General features: G+C 69.0%; 17 protein-coding genes. 6 read left to right on the forward strand and 11 right to left on the reverse strand.

All coding sequences use genetic code 11. From position 1 onward, the window contains the following. Positions 1–3: 3 nt before the first annotated feature. The 3 genes from R8G01_14535 to R8G01_14545 are packed head-to-tail and all read right to left on the reverse strand — an operon-like array spanning position 4 to position 2,779. Entirely contained in the window at positions 4–837 is an 834-nt protein-coding gene (locus R8G01_14535) for a hypothetical protein (protein ID MDW3215215.1), read from the reverse strand. Beyond that, entirely contained in the window at positions 837–2,366 is a 1,530-nt protein-coding gene (gene hpaE / locus R8G01_14540) for a 5-carboxymethyl-2-hydroxymuconate semialdehyde dehydrogenase (GenBank protein MDW3215216.1), read from the reverse strand. The genes R8G01_14535 and hpaE overlap by 1 nt, the downstream gene beginning before the upstream one ends. Further along, positions 2,366–2,779 carry a 5-carboxymethyl-2-hydroxymuconate Delta-isomerase gene (locus R8G01_14545; GenBank protein MDW3215217.1) on the reverse strand — a complete coding sequence of 138 codons (414 nt, stop codon included), beginning with the start codon at positions 2,777–2,779 and terminating at the stop codon, positions 2,366–2,368. The genes hpaE and R8G01_14545 overlap by 1 nt, the downstream gene beginning before the upstream one ends. 38 nt (positions 2,780–2,817) lie before the next feature. Between R8G01_14545 and R8G01_14550 the strand changes: the two genes are divergently transcribed. From R8G01_14550 to R8G01_14570, 5 genes are read left to right on the forward strand one after another with little or no spacing between them, the layout of a single operon-like run. Further along, a complete protein-coding gene (locus R8G01_14550) occupies positions 2,818–3,672 on the forward strand; it encodes a fumarylacetoacetate hydrolase family protein (GenBank protein MDW3215218.1) in 855 nt (284 codons plus the stop codon). Next, the gene (gene hpaR, locus R8G01_14555) at positions 3,665–4,141 is read left to right on the forward strand and encodes a homoprotocatechuate degradation operon regulator HpaR (protein ID MDW3215219.1); all 477 of its coding nucleotides are present in this window, start codon (positions 3,665–3,667) and stop codon (positions 4,139–4,141) included. The genes R8G01_14550 and hpaR overlap by 8 nt, the downstream gene beginning before the upstream one ends. Continuing rightward, complete coding sequence (locus R8G01_14560; GenBank protein ID MDW3215220.1) at positions 4,138–5,451, forward strand: cytochrome P450; 1,314 nt, start codon at positions 4,138–4,140, stop codon at positions 5,449–5,451. Before hpaR ends, R8G01_14560 begins: the two co-directional genes overlap by 4 nt. Continuing rightward, positions 5,448–5,813, forward strand: a complete 366-nt coding sequence (locus R8G01_14565) for a hypothetical protein (GenBank protein ID MDW3215221.1) — start codon at positions 5,448–5,450, stop codon at positions 5,811–5,813. The genes R8G01_14560 and R8G01_14565 overlap by 4 nt, the downstream gene beginning before the upstream one ends. Beyond that, positions 5,813–6,634, forward strand: a complete 822-nt coding sequence (locus R8G01_14570) for a hypothetical protein (GenBank protein ID MDW3215222.1) — start codon at positions 5,813–5,815, stop codon at positions 6,632–6,634. Before R8G01_14565 ends, R8G01_14570 begins: the two co-directional genes overlap by 1 nt. Positions 6,635–6,651: 17 nt before the next feature. On the opposite strand, the gene R8G01_14575 is transcribed toward R8G01_14570, so the two are convergent. The 8 genes from R8G01_14575 to R8G01_14610 all read right to left on the reverse strand — a co-directional run bounded on the left by R8G01_14575 (position 6,652) and on the right by R8G01_14610 (position 17,455). Next, a complete protein-coding gene (locus R8G01_14575) occupies positions 6,652–7,776 on the reverse strand; it encodes an AI-2E family transporter (protein MDW3215223.1) in 1,125 nt (374 codons plus the stop codon). Continuing rightward, entirely contained in the window at positions 7,773–8,633 is an 861-nt protein-coding gene (locus R8G01_14580; protein MDW3215224.1) for a cytochrome c oxidase assembly protein, read from the reverse strand. The genes R8G01_14575 and R8G01_14580 overlap by 4 nt, the downstream gene beginning before the upstream one ends. Then, entirely contained in the window at positions 8,627–9,007 is a 381-nt protein-coding gene (locus R8G01_14585; GenBank protein MDW3215225.1) for a hypothetical protein, read from the reverse strand. Before R8G01_14585 ends, R8G01_14580 begins: the two co-directional genes overlap by 7 nt. A gap of 7 nt (positions 9,008–9,014) precedes the next feature. Further along, positions 9,015–11,618, reverse strand: coding sequence for a cbb3-type cytochrome c oxidase subunit I (locus tag R8G01_14590; protein ID MDW3215226.1), 2,604 nt, complete (start codon positions 11,616–11,618; stop codon positions 9,015–9,017). Continuing rightward, a complete protein-coding gene (gene coxB / locus R8G01_14595; protein ID MDW3215227.1) occupies positions 11,615–12,547 on the reverse strand; it encodes a cytochrome c oxidase subunit II in 933 nt (310 codons plus the stop codon). Before coxB ends, R8G01_14590 begins: the two co-directional genes overlap by 4 nt. A 141-nt stretch (positions 12,548–12,688) precedes the next feature. After that, the gene (locus tag R8G01_14600) at positions 12,689–15,547 is read right to left on the reverse strand and encodes a glycoside hydrolase family 2 TIM barrel-domain containing protein (GenBank protein ID MDW3215228.1); all 2,859 of its coding nucleotides are present in this window, start codon (positions 15,545–15,547) and stop codon (positions 12,689–12,691) included. Positions 15,548–15,551: 4 nt separating this feature from the next. Next, positions 15,552–16,406, reverse strand: a complete 855-nt coding sequence (locus tag R8G01_14605; protein ID MDW3215229.1) for a hypothetical protein — start codon at positions 16,404–16,406, stop codon at positions 15,552–15,554. Between the two features lie 197 nt (positions 16,407–16,603). Then, positions 16,604–17,455, reverse strand: coding sequence for a DeoR/GlpR family DNA-binding transcription regulator (locus R8G01_14610; GenBank protein ID MDW3215230.1), 852 nt, complete (start codon positions 17,453–17,455; stop codon positions 16,604–16,606). A 127-nt stretch (positions 17,456–17,582) separates the two neighbouring features. Here R8G01_14610 and R8G01_14615 point away from each other — a divergent pair, with 127 nt between their 5' ends. Next, a complete protein-coding gene (locus R8G01_14615; protein MDW3215231.1) occupies positions 17,583–18,539 on the forward strand; it encodes an aldo/keto reductase in 957 nt (318 codons plus the stop codon). The last annotated feature ends 1 nt before the right edge of the window (position 18,540 follow it).

The following is an 18,540-nucleotide window of genomic DNA, read 5'->3' on the forward strand; positions in this document are numbered from 1 at the left end:
CGATCAGGCGAAGTCGAGCGTAACGACACCGAGGTCGCCGAAGTCGGCCTCGATGTGATCGCCGGCGCGGCAATCGACCGGCCGCGTGAACGAACCCGCGAGGATCGTCTCGCCGGCTTCGAGTGTGACGCCGATGCCGTGGAGGCGGTCGGCGAGCCAGACGATGCCCATCACCGGGTCGTTCAGGACACCCGCGCCGAGGCCGGTCTCCTCGACCACCCCGTTGCGCGAGCAGATCGCACCCGACCACCGCAGCCGGCCCTCCCTGGCGTCGGCCACCGACACCGGTCGATCCCCGACGGCGATGCCCGCATCGGCCGCGTTGTCGGAGATCGTGTCGCGCACCGTCCGCGGGCGACCGTCGACCGGATGGATCCGGTGGGAGCGCGCATCGATCAGTTCGAGCGCCGGCACGATGTGCGACGTCGCGGCGTACACGTCGTCGACCGTGAACCGGCCGGTGACCTCGTGGGCGACGAGTGCGCGGTCGAGCACGAACGCGAACTCCACCTCGATCTTGGGGTCGAGATAATCGGCGGCCGACAGCGTGGCGCCGTTCGCCAGGAACATGTGATCGAGCAGCGCACCGAAATCGGGTTCGTCGATCTGCATCGCCATCTGCATCGCGCGGCTGGTGAGACCGATCTTGTGGCCGCGAACGGTCGCACCGTCGGCGACCTGCAGGTCGATCCAGGCCGACTGGATCGCATACGCGTCGTCGAGCGTCATGTCGGGATGCCGTCGGGTCACCGGGTCGATGGGTGTGACGGTGCGTCGTGCCCGTTCGTGATCGGCCGCGATCGACGCGATCTGGTCGGGCGAGAGGGTGACGGCCATCAGATCTTCCCCAGTTTCGGGATCGCGTGCGTGCCGTACGCGACCGAGATGTTCTTGGTCTCGGTGTAGAACTCGAACGAGTGCTCCGGTCCACCGTCGCGACCGATGCCGCTGGCCTTGGTACCGCCGAACGGTGTCGGCAGATGACGGACGTTCTGACTGTTGACCCAGATCATTCCCGCCTCGAGGTCGCGCGCAACTCGATGGGCGCGCCCGGTGTCGCCGGTCCACAGGTAGCCGGCGAGGCCGTAGTCGACGTCGTTGGCGATCGCGACCGCCTCGGCCTCGTCACCGAACGGGATCACCGTGAGCGCCGGTCCGAAGATCTCCTCCTGGGCGATGCGCATCTCGTTGGTCGCGTTCGTGAAGAGCATCGGGTTGACGTAGTTGCCGGCCGGATCGATCGGATCGCCGCCGCCCACGAGCACCGTGGCACCGTCTTCCACGGCCTTGGTCGGGTAACTCCGGACCTTCTCGCAGTGCCGGGGATGGATCAACGGGCCGATCTCGGTCGTCGGGTCGAGCGGGTGACCGACCCGCAGGGCCCGGACACGCTCGCTCAGGGCCGCCACGAACTCGTCGTGGATCGACGACTGCACGAGCAGCCGACTCGACGACGTGCAGCGCTCGCCGTTGAGGCTGTAGATCATGAACACGACGGCATCGAGCGCCCGCTCGAGATCGGCGTCGTCGAACACGATCACCGGGTTCTTGCCGCCGAGTTCGAAATGGACCCGTTTGAGCGTTGGGGCACCCTGCGCCTGGATCATCGAGCCGGTGACGGACTCGCCGACGAACGCGATCGCTCGGATCAGCGGGTGTTCGGTGAGCGCCTTGCCGGCGGTCTCGCCGAACCCGTGGACGGTGTTGAGCACACCGGCGGGGAGACCGGCCTCGTGGGCGATCTCGGACAACATCGCTGCCGTGTAGGGGCTCCACTCGGCGGGTTTGTGCACGACGGTGCAACCGGCCGCCAACGCCGGTGCGATCTTCCAGGTCGACAGCATGAACGGCGTGTTCCATGGCGTGATGACGCCGACGGGGCCGATCGGCGTCCGCGTGGAGAAGTTGACGTGGTGCTCGTCGGGCATCGACCGGCCGTTGCCCGCGTCGGGCGCGTGGTCGGCGAAGAAGCGGAAGTTCTCGGCACCGCGGATCGCGGCGGCCGACATGAACCGGATGGTCTGGCCGGTGTCGACGCACTCGACCGCGGCGATCGCGTCGGCGCGCTCCTCGATCAGGTCGGCGACCCGGTGAAGGATCCGCTTGCGCTCCTTGCCCGGGCGACCCGACCAGTCGGCGAACGCCGACTGTGCCGCCTGCGCCGCGGCGTCGATGTCGGTGGCATCGCCGGACGCGACCGAGCCGAGCGTCGACGAATCGACGGGCGAGAGGTTGTCGAAGGTGTCGCCCGACGCACTGGCGAGGTGGGTTCCGCCGACGAAGTGCAGCAACGTGGCGGATCGGAATCGTTCGAGTTCGTCACGAGCGATCGCGGTGTACTCGTCGAAGGTCTTCGTGACGGCCATCAGGGCTCCTCGGTCGCGGTCGGGTCGTTCGTGGTGCGCTCACGAACCAGCTCGCGGAGGTGGTTCCGGTTGATCCGGCGCTCCGGGTCGATCTCCTGGTACTCGACGCTCAGCATCATCGTGCGGCCGGCGGCACCGACGGTGTCATCGAGCGCCGTCATCAGCACATCGAGCAACCGCTGTTGGTCGTCGGCGCTGCGGCCCGCCCCCAGGCGAGCGGTGACGGCGATGAAGGCGTTGTCGGGGTGTCGGTCGGCGATCGCGTAGTGGTCGCGGCGCACGGCACGGGTGCGGAGCGCATCGAGCGCGGCGATCCCCGTGCCGAGCGCGGCGTCGTGCAACGCATCGACCAGCGCGTCGATGGACACGTGGTCGGTGACGTTGGCCGAGTACTCGATCGTCAGATGCGGCATTGCGTTCCATTATCTAACATGTTAAGTATGGACGCAACATGCGATTGCTGAGCTACTCCCACGAAGGTCGAGCGGCGTACGGGGCCCTCCTCGCCGGCGGCGTCGTCGACCTGACGCACCGCATCGACGGCGTCCGCGACCTGTCGGATCTGCTGCGTCAGGAGCGGCTCGACGAGGCGCGCGCCGCGGTCGCCCACGCCACACCCGACGTGGCGCTCGACGACATCTCCTACGAGCGGACACTCCCGTCACCCGGCAAGATCTTCTGCATCGGCGTGAACTACGGCGGCCGCAACGCCGAGTACCGCGACGGGCAGGAAGCACCCGACAAGCCGAGCGTGTTCGTGCGCTTCCCGGCGTCGTTCACGGGTCACGAGCACGATCTCGTGCGGCCGCCCGAGAGCGAGCAACTCGACTACGAGGGCGAGATCGTCGCTGTGATCGGGTGCGGCGGTCGGCGCATCCCGCGGGAGCGCGCCCGCGAACACATCGCCGGGCTGACGCTCGGCAACGAGGGCACGATCCGCGACTGGGTCAGGCACGCGAAGTTCAACGTCACGCAGGGCAAGAACTGGGAGTCGTCCGGCGCGATCGGGCCGTGGATGGTCACGCTCGACGAGATCGGGGCATTCGATGACCTCCACCTCACCACGCACGTCAACGGTGAGCTCCGTCAGGACGACTCCCCCGCCACGATGGCGTACCCGATCGAGTACCAGATCGAGTACCTCTCCACGTTCTGCAGCCTCGAGCCGGGCGACCTGATCTTCACGGGCACCCCCACCGGCGCCGGCGCTCGCTTCGACCCGCCCCGGTTCCTCGCGCCGGGCGACGTCGTCGAGGTGACGGTGCCCGAACTCGGCACCCTCCGCAACGGCGTCCGTGATGAATGATCCCGGCGACGCCACCGCGCCGCTCGCGGAGACCGGACTGCGCAGCTTCGACGAGTCGCTCCCGATGGCGCTGTTGCGTGCCCGCGAATCGATCATGCGGCAATTCCGCCCGATCCTCGGCGCTCACGACGTCACCGAACAGCAGTGGCGCGTGCTGCGCGCGCTCGACGACGCCGACGAACCCGTCACCGTCGGCGAGCTCGTCGACCGGACCTTCCTCCTCGGGCCGAGCCTGTCGCGCATGCTGGTGACGCTCGACGATCGTGGGCTGATCACCCGGTCGACCGATCGCGGTGATGCACGTCGATCGCAGGTCGCGATCAGCGGTGCCGGACGCCGACTCGTCGCCGCGATCGCCCCGCACAGCGAAACCGTCTACGCCGAGATCGGTTCGCAGCTCGGTCGGGCCGACCTCGACCAGCTGTACGACCTCCTCCGCCGCACCGCCGACATCGGAGCCGGATCATGACGTCGTCGAACACGTACCACCGGGCGCCCGATTCGATCGCCGCCGCCCCGACCGGATGCCCGATGAACCGCGAGTGGTCGCCGCTCGACGCCGACTACCTCGCAGATCCGTACCCGATCGCCAACGCACTACGCGACGAGCATCCGATCTTCTACTCCGAACGGCTCGGACACGTCGTCGTGACTCGGATGGCCGACATCGAGCACGTGTTCCTCCACCCCGACGTCTACGCCTCGGCCAACGTGCAGGACCCGGTGTTCCCCCTCGCACCCGAGGCGGTGGCGGTGCTCGACGCCCCCGACTACGACCCGATCGCCGTCATGTCGAACCGCCCGGAACCCGATCACGCACGCATCCGGGTCTACACCCGGGGCGGCTTCTCCAACCGTCGACTGAAGTCGCTCGAGTCGTACATGCGCGAACGTGCGTCGGCCCTGCTCGACGAGATGCTGGCATCGGGCGACCGGGCCGAGTACGTGGCCGCGCTCGCGTTCCCGCTGCCCGCCGAGATCGTCTTCCGCTTCATCGGCTTCCCGCAGGACGACGACGCCATGATCAAGCAGTGGTGCGTCAACCGACGGGCGTTCAGTTGGGGTCGACCGTCCGCCGACGAACAGGTCGCGATCGCCGAGGGCATGGTCGACTACTGGCGGTACTGCCGGGAGTTCGTGGCCGCTCGCCGCGACGACCGACGCGACGACTTCACCTCCGAACTCCTCGACGCGCACGATGCCGACCCCGACCCGTCGAACGGCACCGGAATCTCCTACCGCGAGGTCGAGTCGGTGGTCTACGGCATCTCGTTCGCCGGCCACGACCCGGTCACCGCGCTCCTGTGCAACACGCTCCGCTGCCTCCTCCCGCGGCGGGAGCAGTGGGACGCCCTGTGCGAGGACCCCTCGCTCGCTGCGGCCGCCGTCGAGGAGACGCTCCGGTTCGAGTCGAGCCAGGTGTCGTGGCGGCGGATCACGACCCGACCGACGACACTCGGCGGGGTCGACCTGCCGGCCGGCACGCGCCTCCTGCTGAACTTCGCGTCGGCCAACCACGAGCCCGAGGTGTTCGTCGATCCCGACGAGTTCGACATCCACCGGGCGCACGCCAACCGCCACATCTCGTTCGGCAAGGGCATCCACTTCTGCCTCGGCGCCGGACTCGCACGCATGGAGGCCCGGATCGCGCTCGAACTGCTCAGTCAACGTGTGCCGTCGCTCCGGCTCGCCGCCGACCAGGAGCTGACCTACTTCCCCAACATCACCTTCCGTGGGCCCGAACGGCTCGAACTCGAGTGGGACGGCGTCGCGCCGTGAGCCTGTATGCGACCCAGAAGTTCCTGTACGAACTCAACCGGTCCGAGACGCTGCAGGCGGCCTACCGGGACGACCCCAGAGCCGTACTCGAACCGTACGAACTCACCGACGACGAGGCCGCGGCACTGGTCGAACCCGACATCGGTCGGCTGTTCCACCTCGGCGTCAACGGTCAGATCCTCATGCACTTCGCCGCACTCCACAAGATCGAGTGGCAGGACTACCTCCAACGGATGCGCGACGGGATCGCGCAGCACGGTCCGGTCCGCGAGGGGGTCTACGCGATGACCACCGGCGTCGACGAGGTCGTCGCGCCCGTCCACGAACACGACGGGCCCGACGACCAGGAAGGAGCGCGCTGATGCCGCTCGTCTTCGCGGGGGTCTGCTCGCATGCGCCCGGCATCACCGGACGCGCCGACCAGGCCGACCCCGATGTCCGCGACCGCTTCTCCGCCGCGTTCGACGGCATGCGCGCCGACCTCGAAGCGGCGCGACCCGACGCGATCGTGATCGTCGCGGCCGAGCACTTCGCCAACTTCTTCATGAACAACATGCCGTCGTTCGCGATCGGGATGGCCAATCACTACGACGGACCCATCGAGGATCCGGAATGGCTCGGCATCGAGCGCCGCCGTGTGCCCGGCGATCGCGAGCTGTCCGAGCGGTTCATCACCCGGGTGATGCAGACGTCCGACGTCAGCTACGCGGAGGAATGGAAGTTCGACCACGGGATCATGGTGCCGCTGCACTTCCTCACCCCGCGCTACGACGTCGCGGTGATCCCCGTGAACGTCAACTGCCAGGGGCCGCCGCTGACGCCGCTGCATCGGGCATGGGCGTTCGGCGAGTCGATCCGAGCGGCCTGTGACGAGCTCCCCGAACGGATCGCCGTCATCGGCACCGGCGGCATCTCGCACTGGCCGGCCACCCCCGACTCGGGGAAGATCAACGTCGAGTGGGACCTCGACTTCATGGACCGCTGGTGCCGCAACGATCGCGCGGCCCTCCTCGACTACGACGACCTGACCGTCTACACCGACGCCGGGCAGGGCGGATTCGAGATCCGCACGTTCATCACGGTCGCCGCCGCGGCCGGGGGTGCCACCGGAACCGTGCACTTCTGCGAACCGATCCCGATCTTCGCCGTCAGCTGCACCGTCGCCACCTACGACCTCGGCTGAACGGTCATCCACAGCGGCTACGTCGCGATGGCGACGTCGGCGTCGGGCACCTCGTCGCCGTCGTCGTCCGGACACTTCCGGGCCGCGGCGATGGCGGCGGTGACCGACGCCGTGAGCGGCACCGAGACGATCGCACCCAGGATCCCACCGATCGCGCTGCCGACGGCGAGCGCGAGCAGCACCACCACCGGGTGGAGAGCGACCTGGCGATACATGACGATCGGCAGCAGCACGTCACCTTCGACCTGCTGGACGACGAGCACCACGACCGCCACGATGAGGGCGGTCTGCGGTCCTTGCGTCGCGAGCGCCACCGCTGCGGCCAGCGCGCCGGCGAGCGTGGCGCCGACGATCGGGAAGAACGCGGCGAAGAACGTGATGACGGCGAGCGGGAGCGCGGCGTCGACACCGAGGACGAACAGGGCGATGCCGATCAGGAGTCCGTCGACGGCGCCGGTGATCGCCACCCCACGAATCCAGCCCTGCAGGGCACCGAACGCCGCCACACCCCCACGGTCGAGCACCGTGCGACGCCTGGGGTGGATCCGGTCGACGGCCCACTGCCACATCGACGACCCGTCCTTCGTGAAGAAGAAGGTGAGCACGATCGTCAGGAAGAACCCGCCGGCCACCTCCGCGGCCATGCGAGCACTGCCGGAGCTGCTGCTGAACAAGCCGTTCCGGAACTGTCGACCCGCCGTGTTGACCCGATCGACGAGCGAATCGACCTGGCTCTGGTCGAGCCCGAGCGGGCCGGTGCGCAACCAGTCCTCGATCTCGGCACGAGCGGAGTCCCACGAGTTGGAGAGCTCGTCGATCGCATCGCGCACGGGCGCCTGCAGCACGTAGATCAACAGGGTCAGTCCGGCCACGACCGCCAGCAGGACCACCCAGACGGCGAGCAGCCGTGGCATCCAGCGGTCGAGGAGATCGACGGCCGGTTGGAGCAGTGCAGCGAGGATGAGCGCCACGAACACGGGGATCAGGACCACACGGAGCTGCACGAGGAGCCAACCGGTCGTCAGCACCGCCGCCACGACCACCAGGAACCTCCACCCCCAGGCCGAACCGACTTCGAGCAGGCGCGGCACCGCAGCGCGACCGACGTCGCGGTCATCCGATTCGGTCACGGTTCCACTCACCTCGGCAACGTACCCAGCCGGCCGCGCCGTGAATCCTCGTCGTCGATCTCGCGCAGCCACCGGACGAGGATGACGATGCCCACCACGGTCAGGATCAGGCCGGACGGTACCCACATCACCACGCCGGCGAGCTGCTGGTCGGCCAACGGGTCGAGGCCCCAGCCGGGCGCCGGGGTCGAGTACGGCTCGTACCAGGGGGTCGTGGCGAACGTGATCAGGGTGGCCAGCAACACGCTCTGGAGCCCGAGCAGGAACACCATGACCACCGCCCGACCACGGTCGACCCGGACCCGGCGTGGGCCGACGATGACCGACCACAGGGCCAGACCGGCCCCGAGGAAACTGGCGTGTTCGAGCGCGTGAACCCAGTCCGACTCGACCGCGGCGCCGTACAGCACCGAGGCGTGCCAGAGCCAGAAGGAGCCGACGAACACGAGCCACCGTGCGGTGGGACCCCGCAGCAGGCGGAGCGCACCGAGCCCGAGACCGAGGCGCGACGGCGCCGATGCCGCCACACGGCGGATCGCTCCCGGCATCCCGCGCACGAGGGCCGCCCCCGGTGCCGAGGCTGCGAGCAGCGGAGCCGCGACGGCCACCAGGAGAACGTGCTGCACCATGTGGGCGCTGATCAGCACGCCGGCCAGCGCGTCGAGTGGTGAGACGAGTGCGAGTACGAGCGCGACCCAACCGACCCACCAGGACCATGCCCTGGCTGCGCCGTCGGCCGGGCGCCAGCCACGCCAGTGCAGCGCCGCGACGGCGACCAGACCGACGACGACGAACGGATCGAACTGCCATGCCGACCACAGGTCGTGCGGGCGCAACGGTGCGCCACTGTGCGCGACGAGGCTCAACACGGCCCGAGCACCAGCACCGGGAGCCCGACGGCGAGGATCGTCGCCGCCGACCCGACCGACATGATCGCGCCCACCTTCGCCAACATGCGGCTGCCGATCGAACGCCAGCCGATCCATGCGGCCACCAGTGCCGCCAGGGCACCGACGGCGGTCGCGGCGACGACGGTCCACTCCAGCCCAGCGGTCGAGACGAATCGCATTCCGCCGGTCCGGTCGGCCTCGCACACGGCTTCGGCAGCCAGGTACACGAACCAGAAATGAGCCATCACGAGGATCGGCCCGGCGAGTGCCACCGCCCACATCCCGATCGTCCCGGGCGTCTCGACCAGCGGCTCGTGCGGCTCGCGGAGCGTGTCGGTCGGTGGACGGTTCACGATGACCTCACGACGTCAACACCGGGGCCCCGTAGAGCACCACGAGCGAGACGATCGCGATCACGCCGGTCGCGATCCAGAAACGGGTGACGTTGTCGACCGGTGAGAATCTCCGCGCCGAATAGTGACCCCGGACGGCGTACACCAGGGTCGAGACCGACATGACGAGCGCGATGAACGTGACGACGACGACGTATCCCCCGAGCGTGTGGAAGATCGAACCGTACGAGTGATCGGACGACGCGAACGGCGTCGCTGCCAGGTCGCGTACCAGGACACCACCGCCGGCGAGGAGGAGGACGGTCGCAGCAGCGAAGCCGACACGGAGCCCACGCTGGTCCCCGACGAGCAGCCGCCGTCGCGCGACCCACATCGCGGCCACGCCGGTCACGTACAGCACCGCCGCCACGACCGCCACCGCCACCGACGGCCGTTCGACGCCGGCTGGCGGCCAGACCGGGTTCTCGATCCGGAGATAGAAGTAGCTGAGCAGGAAGCTGCTGAACGCGATCGACAGGAACAGGATCGCGATGCCCATCCCCCACCGGGCCACGATCAGGCTGCCCGACGCTCGCACGGGCACCCCGTGCTCCGCCTCGAACGCGAGTTCCTCCTCCTCGGTCATCGGCGGTTCCGACGGACGGTTCCACATGAGCGCGGCACCGACGACGACCGCCGCGCTCACCAGCGCTCCCACCCGCATCTTGAGCAGTTCGCTCGCGAAGATGCCCACCGTGCCGAGCGCCGTGACGAACGGCCAGATCGACGTGTTCGCTACCCGGAAGATCTCCTCCGGCTCGCCGTCGGCGGTCCCGACGACGAGCACCGCTCGCCAGCGCAGCGGCCATTGACCGATCGACCGCACGAGTCGCTCGTGGCGCGGTTCGCCGGTGTGGAGATCGTCCTGGTCCCAGAGCGGGTGACGGCTCCGCACGATCGGGTACTCGGTCCAACCCTGCTGCGGCGGCGGTGACGGCAGCGCCCACTCGAGGCTGTCGCCACCCCATGGGTTCGGTCCGGCCGGACGGCCGCGGAAGTAGCTGTACACGAGGTTCACGACGAAGCACGCGAGACCGGGGATGATCAACAGCAGCCCGAGCGACGACACGAGGTTGTAGGGTCCCCATCCGGTCTCGGCGGCGTACGTGGAGATCCGGCGGGGCATGCCGAGCAGGCCGACGATGTGCATCGGTCCGAACGTCACGTGCACGCCGACGAACAGCAACCAGAAGTTCCACCGTCCGAGCCGCTCGTTCATCATGCGACCCGTGAACTTCGGGAGCCAGTAGTACACACCGGCGAACATCGGGAACGCGACGCCGCCGATCAGGACGTAGTGGAGATGTCCGACGACGAAGTACGAGTCGTGCGCCTGCTGATCGAACGGCACGGCCGCGACCATCACGCCGGTGATGCCGCCGAGCACGAACGTGACCAGGAACCCGATGACGAACAGGAACGGGGTGTTCCAGCGGACGCGGCCGTCCCAGATCGTCCCGATCCAGGAGAAGATCTGCACCCCCGCAGGGATCGCGATCATCATGCTGGCCGCGGCGAAGAATGCCAGGACGATCGCCGGCAGACCGACCGTGAACATGTGGTGCGCCCAGAGGCCGAACGACAGGAACCCGATGCCGATCATGGCGGCGACCATCCAGAAATAGCCGGAGATCTTCCGACCGACCATGACCGGCAGCACCATCGAGACGATGCCGGTCGCCGGCAGGAACTGGATGTAGACCTCCGGGTGACCGAAGATCCAGAACAGGTGCTGCCACAGCAGCGAACTCCCCCCGCGGTCCGGATCGAAGAACCTCATCCCGAAGCCGCGTTCGAGTTCGAGCAGCAGGCTGCCGACGATCAGCGGCGTGAACGCGAAGAGGATCATGAACGCGGTCACCAGCATCGACCAGGCGTACAGCGGGAGCTTCGTGAGCGACATGCCAGGCGCTCGGAGCTTGAGCACGGCGATGATGATCTCGACGGCACCGGCGATCGCTCCGACCTCGGCGACGCCGAGCCCGAGCACCCAGAAGTCGATGTTCAGGTCGGGCGAGAAGAGCGGGCCGCTCAGCGGTGTGTACGCGAACCAACCGGCGTCGGGCACCGCTTGGAACAGTGTCGAGCTGTAGTAGAGCAACCCGCCCATCAGGAAGGTCCAGTAGGCGAAGGCGCCGAGCCGTGGGAACGGCATCTCACGCGATCCGAGGATCATGGGGAGCACGAGGATCGCGAAGCCCTCGAAGATCGGCAGGATGACGAGGAACATCGTCACCGAGCCGTGGTTGGTGAACAGTTCGTTGTAGAGCTGCGGCCCGATCAGGTCGCTCTCGGGGCGCGCCAGCTGCAGTCGCATCACGAACGAGTCGACGCTGCCGCCGAGCAGCAGGAAGAAGAAGCCGGTGAGCACCATCCGCACGCCGATCGCGTCGTTCTGGACGGCGGTGAGCTTGCCCCAGATGCCGGGACGGTCGTCCCACAGCCGGTCGAGTTCTCGGGTGGTGTCGGGCGACGCCGCGACCGGCGTCGAGGAATCGGTCAGCGGCTCACCGTCGGGACCCGGCCGGAACTCGTGTCGACCCGTGTCGCCGAGCCCGGCGTCGTCGGTCATCGGAGCGCTCCCACGTACGCGACGAGGGCGTCGAGCTCGTCGGGGTCGAGCTGGACCGCCGGCATGAGGACGCCGTCCTTGATCGCGTGCGGGTCGAGGATCCACTCACGCAGGTTGGGCAGCGTGTTGTCCAGCGTCCCCGCGGCGATCGCCGCGCGGGAGGCGACGTGCGTCAGGTCGGGTCCGTCGTCGCCGGCGGCGTCGGTGCCGCCGACGCGATGGCAACCGGCGCAGCCACGATCGACGAACACGTGCTCGCCCCGGGTCTCGAGTTCGCCGGTGGGCTCGACGGCGGGCTGTCGCTGCGCATCGAGCCAGCCGGCGAAACCGGGTTCGTCGTGGGCGACCACGACGAGCTGCATGTTGGCGTGCTGGATGCCGCAGAACTCTGCGCACACGCCCTCGTACCGGCCGGGACGATCGGCGTCGATCACCAGCGTGTTGGAGCGCTCCGGGAGCAGGTCCATCTTGCCGGCCAGCGCCGGGACCCAGAAGCTGTGGATCACGTCGGCCGAGCGCAGTTCGAGCACGACGTCGCGTCCCGCCGGGATGTGGACCTCGTTCGCGGTCACCACCCCGTCGTCCGGGTAGCGGACCTCCCACCACCACTGGTGGCCGGTCACCTCGATCCTGACCGCATCGTCCGTGGGATCGCTCGACACGGCTCGCATCGACGCGACGGTCGCGACCAACACGACCACGATCAGCACGGTCGGCAGCACCACCCCGCCGCCGATCAGCCACCTTCCGGCCGCCGGTCGAGCCACGTCACCGTCGTCGGCCGGGCGTCGGAGGAGTCCGATCCCGAGACCGACTGCGACGACCACGAAGGCGACCGCACCGAGTCCGACCAGGAGCCACCACAGTTCGGCGATCTCCCGGGCGGCGGAACCGCTGGGGTCGAGCGTGGCGGGGAGTGTGCGTGTCATGGTCCGTTCGGGACGAGCACCTGGCGAAATCCGCGCAGCTGCACCCCCGGTGCAACACGCCCCGTCGGACCTCTACCCCGCCCGACCGCGGTTCAATCGTCGACCGCCACGATCGGTGCGACGCGTCGCGCCGAGTCGACGTCAGGGATCGACGACGGCGACGCGATACGAGAACTCGTGGGCGCCGGCGGCGAGGCGATACCGCTCGAGCACCTCGGGTCCGCAGCTCGCGGTGCCGAGCCCGCGGTGAGCCACGTCGAGGTGCACGACCAGTTCGGGTGACGGCGAGAGATCGAACGAACTCGCACCGGCGGTCAGGTCGGCTGCGTGGTACCTGGTTGCCGACACCTGGAGCGGACGATCGATCGCGTCGACGCGCACGATGCGTCCGGTCGACGATTCGATCAGGTCGACCCAGCGACACTCGGTGCGCAAGCCGAACTCCTGCGGTACCAGGTACGGCAACTCGTCGGGCGCCCCCTCCCAGATGCCGAGCATCGCGCTCCGGTTGCGGTCGGCGTAGTTCTCGTGCGGTCCCCGCCCGTACCACCGAACCCGGTCGAAGGTCTCGGGTAGGCCGAACACGACGCCGACCCGTGGCAGATCGGCGAGGTCGTCCGGCACCTCGACGACGTGGCGGTAGACGGTGCCCGCCTCCGTCTCGGTCACCGAGACCCGGTGCTCGACGAGTTCCTCCGCGTCGCGCACGTCGACGTCGGCGTCCTGCCACGAACCCAGCGCCTGCCCGCCGACCCGGAGTCGGCGTGCCAGGTCGGGCATCAACTTGAAGCCGTCGTTGTCGACCGGGGCCCGCCACAGGTGCAGTCGAGGATCGACCAGGTCGCCGGGCGCCCGACCCGACGCGGACCGCGTCGATCCGCCCGACGGTTCGGCGATCACGACCTCGTCCCAGGCGACGAGGTGGCCCTTCGGCGCGAACCAGGTGTCGGCCCGCGTGCGCCACTCGACGCGCATCAGATCGGTGCCGTCGGGGACGTCCGGCAGCGCGACGTCGACCGACGTGTGCGGCGCCAACTTCGGTGCCGACCAACGGGGCCGCCCGACCACTTCGCCGTCGCGGAGCGCCACGAAGGTCGGTCGCAAGTCGCGGAGATCGCTGAACGAGCGCCGGTTCTCCACCCGGACACCACCGTCGACGGACGTGACGGTGATCGGGCGATACACCCAGGCCAGCTCACGTGCGGCCGGGTGCGGCACCAGTTCCGACGACATCAGGCCGTCGGCCACGAAGTTGCAGTCGTGCGGCACGTCGCCGAACTGTCCGCCGTAGGCGAGCCGGGTCGTGCCGTCGTCGAGGTGCTGCCGGAGCGAATGGTCCTTCCACTCCCACAGGAATCCGCCCTGCAGGCCGTCGGTGCCGGTGATGGCATCCCAGTAGTCGGCCAGCGAGCCGTTGCTGTTCCCCATGGCGTGGCTGTACTCGCACAGGATCAGCGGCCGGTCGCCGACGCCACGTTCGCCGTACGAACGGATCTCGTCGATCGTCGGGTACATCGGGCACACGAGGTCGGTCGCCGGACGTCCGCCGTCGTCCCACCCCTCGATCCGGATCGCGTCCTCGTAGTGGAGCGGGCGGGTCGGGTCGGCCCGGCGGATCCACCCGGCGAGCGCGTCGTGGTTGACGCCGTAGCCGGCCTCGTTGCCGAGGCTCCAGATGATGATCGACGGGTGGTTGCGGTCGCGCTGCACCATCCGAGCACCGCGATCGAGCCACGCGGCCCGGTAGCGCGGATCGTCGCAGACGCTCCGGTTGTAGCCATGCGACTCGATGTTGGCTTCGTCGATCACGTAGAACCCGAGTTCGTCACAGAGGTCGTAGAACTCGTCGCGGTTCGGATAATGCGACGTGCGGATCGCCGTGATGTTGTGCTTGCGCATCGCCACCAGATCGGCGCGCAGGTCGTCGACGGTGACCGCCTTGCCCCGGTCGGGGTGATGGTCGTGTCGGTTGACGCCGAAGATCCAGACCGGCCGGCCGTTGACGAGGAGTCGCCGGTCGCGCACCTCGACCGAGCGCACACCGACGAGCGCGGTCTCGGTGTGGCGGACCCGATCGCGAGGGTCGAGCAATTCGACGGTGACCGTGTACCGATCGGGCCGTTCGGCGCTCCACGGTCGGGCCCGTCGCAGTTCGAACCGCGCGTCGACCACGAAGCCGGCGAACTCGTACGGACGCGCGTGCTCGTGGGGTACGACGCCGACCTGCGGACGACCGACCTGCTTGCCGTTCGGGTCGGTCAGCGTGGTGCGCGCCGACCAGCCCGACTCGGGTGCGGCGCCGAACGACACCATCGCGGACACCGCGACCGCACCGGCACCGGTGGCCGGATCGAACGTCGTCGTGACCGGGATGTCGGCGAGGTGGGTCGCCGGCCGCGGCTCGATCCACACCGGGCGGTGCAGGCCGCCCATCCACCACTGGTCCTGGTCTTCGACGTAGCTGTGGGCGCTGAACTTGACGACGACGATCGCGATCTCGTTGTCGCCGCTGTGGACGTGGGCGCTGACGTCGTACTCACTCGGGAGGCGGCTGTCGGTGCCGTAGCCGACGAACTCGCCGTTGACGTACACCGCGTGCACGCTCTCGGCACCCTCGACGCCGAGCACCACGCGAGTGCGCGCCCAGCCCTTCGGGACCCGGAAGGTCCTGCGGTAGACCCCGGTCGGGTTGCGGTCGGGCAGCGCGGGCGGGGGGCCCTCGAACGGCATCTGGATGTTGGTGTACTGCGGCAGGTCGACAAAACCGCCGAGATCCTGCATCGTCCAGTTGCCGGGAACGGCCACCTCGACCGCTCGCGCGCGAGACCCGGCGATCGCCGTGGCGGGGACGACGTCGGGCGTCTCGAACATCTCGAGCTGCCACGGCCCGTCGAGCGACTGTCGCCGGAAACCTGCGAGCGGCGTGTGGGCGGGGAGGCGGCCGAGTTGCAGCAGTGTGGAGTCGGTCCACGGGGCGAGGGTTCCGATCACGGGCAGCATCGCGTCACCGTCCCTCGTCGATCGATCGGAGCTGTTCGGCCACCGCTTCGGGGATCACCGGGTTGAAGTACTCCTCGCTCGCGACCTCGGCGGCGGCGATGAACCGCTGCACGCCGGCCGATCGCCACGGGGACACGATCTCGATGTTGAACCATGCGTCGTCGTGACCGTCGGTCACCGTCGGCCGCTGGTTGAGCCACATCATGTACGGCACCGGGGCGTCGTACAGCCGGTCGAGGCGACCGAGCACGTCGACCAGCACGTGGGCGAGCCGGTCGCGGTCGGTGTCGGACATCGACGGGAGGTCGGCCACCCGATGACCGGGCGCGACCTCGATCGACAGCGGGAACGTCGGCGCATACGGCACCCACGCCGACCAACCGTCGCGCTCGACGACGAGCCGGTCGCCCGGGTCCGGGTCGGGTCGCCAGCCGGCGCCGAGACGCCGCGCCTGACGCGCGGGCACGTGGTCGTATGCGTAGATCTGACCGTGCGGGTGGGCGATCGTGGCGCCGACGTCGGCACCTCGGTTCTCGAACACCAGCACGTAGTCGACGTCGTCGCGGGCGCCGAGCGCTGCGGTGCGGTCGGCCCAGAGGTCGATGACCTTGCGAGCGCCCTCGGCGCCCAGCGACCAGAAGGTCGCGTCGTGTTCGGATGTGTAGAGCACCACGTCGCATCGGTCGCCCTCCATCGCCGGCCAGCGATTGGGGAACCATCGGACGTCGTAGGGATCCGGCACCTCGAGCCCACCGACGCAGAACGGACAGCCCGACGACGGCAGGTTCGGCCGCTTCTGGCGGGTGCCGACGATGTGGACGACGGTGCCCAGGTGCGGGTCGGTTCGCTGTTCACCCATCAGGCCGGCTGCTTCCGGAAGGATTCGGACGGATGCGCGAGCTCGATGGTGGAGATCGCGATCCGCACGGCTGCGGCGATCCGTTTCGTTGTCTGCACGTTGCGCTCCTGGTTCCTCGGGGGTGCGGCGATGCCTCACCCTCCGGGCGGTGTCGGACGGTGCCGGGCGGGATCCCGGCCGGACGTTCGTGGTCGACGTCATTCGGCGATGATGACGTCGACCCCCTTCGATCTGATGGCGTCGACCGTGTCGGCGTCGGCGCCCCGGTCGGTGATCACGACGTCGACGTCGTCGATCGCACAGACCGACGCCAGCGCACGGCTCCCGAGTTTGTTGCTGTCGGCGACGACGACGCAGCGTGCGGCGGCGCCGATCATGCTGCGCTTCACCGCTGCTTCGGGCAGGTTGATGTTGGTGACACCGCCGTCGGCATCGACCCCGTTGCATCCGATGAACACCGTGTCGACCCGCAGCGAGTCGAGCATCGGCGCCGCGAGCGGCTCGACGAGGCTGTGCTGCTTGGGTCGCAGGGTCCCGCCCGTGACGACGATCGCGAACCGCGGGTGGGCGGCCTCGAGCGCCAGCGCGATCTTGAGCCCGTTCGTGAAGACGGTGAGATCGGCGAGGTCACGGCGGGCGACGAGCTCGTCGGCCAACGCCGCCGTCGTGGTGCCCACGTCGAGCAGCAACGACTCACCCGATGTGATCAGATCGGCAGCGGCGCGCGCGATGGCCGCCTTCTGGTCGGCCTGGACGGTCATGACCTCTTCGAAGCTGCGCTCGATGCGTGAGCCGGCCGCCGGCATGGCGCCGCCGTGCACCCGCCGCGCGAGCTGGCGCTCCTCGAGTTGCTGGAGGTCGTGGCGGATCGTGACCGTGCTGACCCCGAATCGGTCGGACAGGTCGCGAACCCGGGCGAATCCGTGCCGGACGAGCAATTCGTGCTCCGCGCGCAGGCGCAGCTCGACCGGCAGTGGCTCGCTGCCGTCGTCGGCGCTGCCATCGAACCGCGGGTCTGCCCCCATCTGGCCGTCCCGAGTTTCACTCACTTTCGATATTCTTGCTGTTGCTTTCCTTTGCTGTCAATATCGACAACACTGTCGATCGAGACTTCGGTCGACACGAGCACCGGAACCGATCGGACGCTGCTCCGATCACGACGAAACGAGGAACCCAGTGGAGTACCGCCGACTCGGCCGCACGGCCGTCCGAGTGAGCCCGATCGCACTCGGCACGATGAACTTCGGGCCGCACACCCCGGCCGCCGATGCCCATCGCATCCTCGACCACGCGGTCGACGCCGGCATCAACTTCATCGACACCGCCAATCAGTACGGCGGCCGGATGGGCGTCGGCACGACCGAGACCATCGTCGGCGAGTGGCTCGCCGGACGCTCCGACCGCGACCGGCTCGTCATCGCCACCAAGGTGCACGAGCCGATGGGCGACGGCCCCAACGAGCGTGGCCTGTCGGCATTCCACATCCGGCGGGCGTGCGAGGCGAGCCTGCGACGCCTCCAGACCGACCACATCGACCTGTACCAGCTCCACCACCTCGACCGGGCCGCGTCGTGGGACGAGGTCTACACCGCCACCGACCGGCTCGTCGCCGAGGGCAAGATCACCTATCTCGGTACCAGCAACTTCCCCGGCTGGTCGCTCGCGTCCGGCATGGAACGCGCCGCCGCGCGATCCACGCTCGGCCCCGTGTCGGAGCAGAGTCTGTACAACCTCGCCACCCGCGCGATCGAGATGGAGGTCATCCCCGCGGCGCAGCACTACGGCATCGGGATCGTGCCGTGGAGCCCCCTCGGCGGCGGTCTGCTCGCCGGCGCCCCCGACGCCGAGTCGCAGCGACGCCAGAGCGCCCGCGCCGAGGCAGCCGGTGTCGGCGAACAACTCGCGGCGTGGGAAGCCCTGTGCGCCGAGATCGGGCACGCTCCTGCGATCGTCGCCACCGCGTGGCTGCGCGACCGGCCGGGCGTCGTCGCGCCGATCATCGGCGTGCGCACCGATGCGCAGCTCGACGATGCGCTGCAGTCGCTCGATCTCACCCTCGACGACGACGTGCTGGCGCGCCTCGACGAGATCTTCCCCGGGCCCGGTCCGGCACCCGAGGCCTACGCCTGGTGAC

This window comes from Ilumatobacteraceae bacterium, assembly GCA_033344875.1.
In the GTDB taxonomy this organism is placed as follows: domain Bacteria; phylum Actinomycetota; class Acidimicrobiia; order Acidimicrobiales; family Ilumatobacteraceae; genus Ilumatobacter.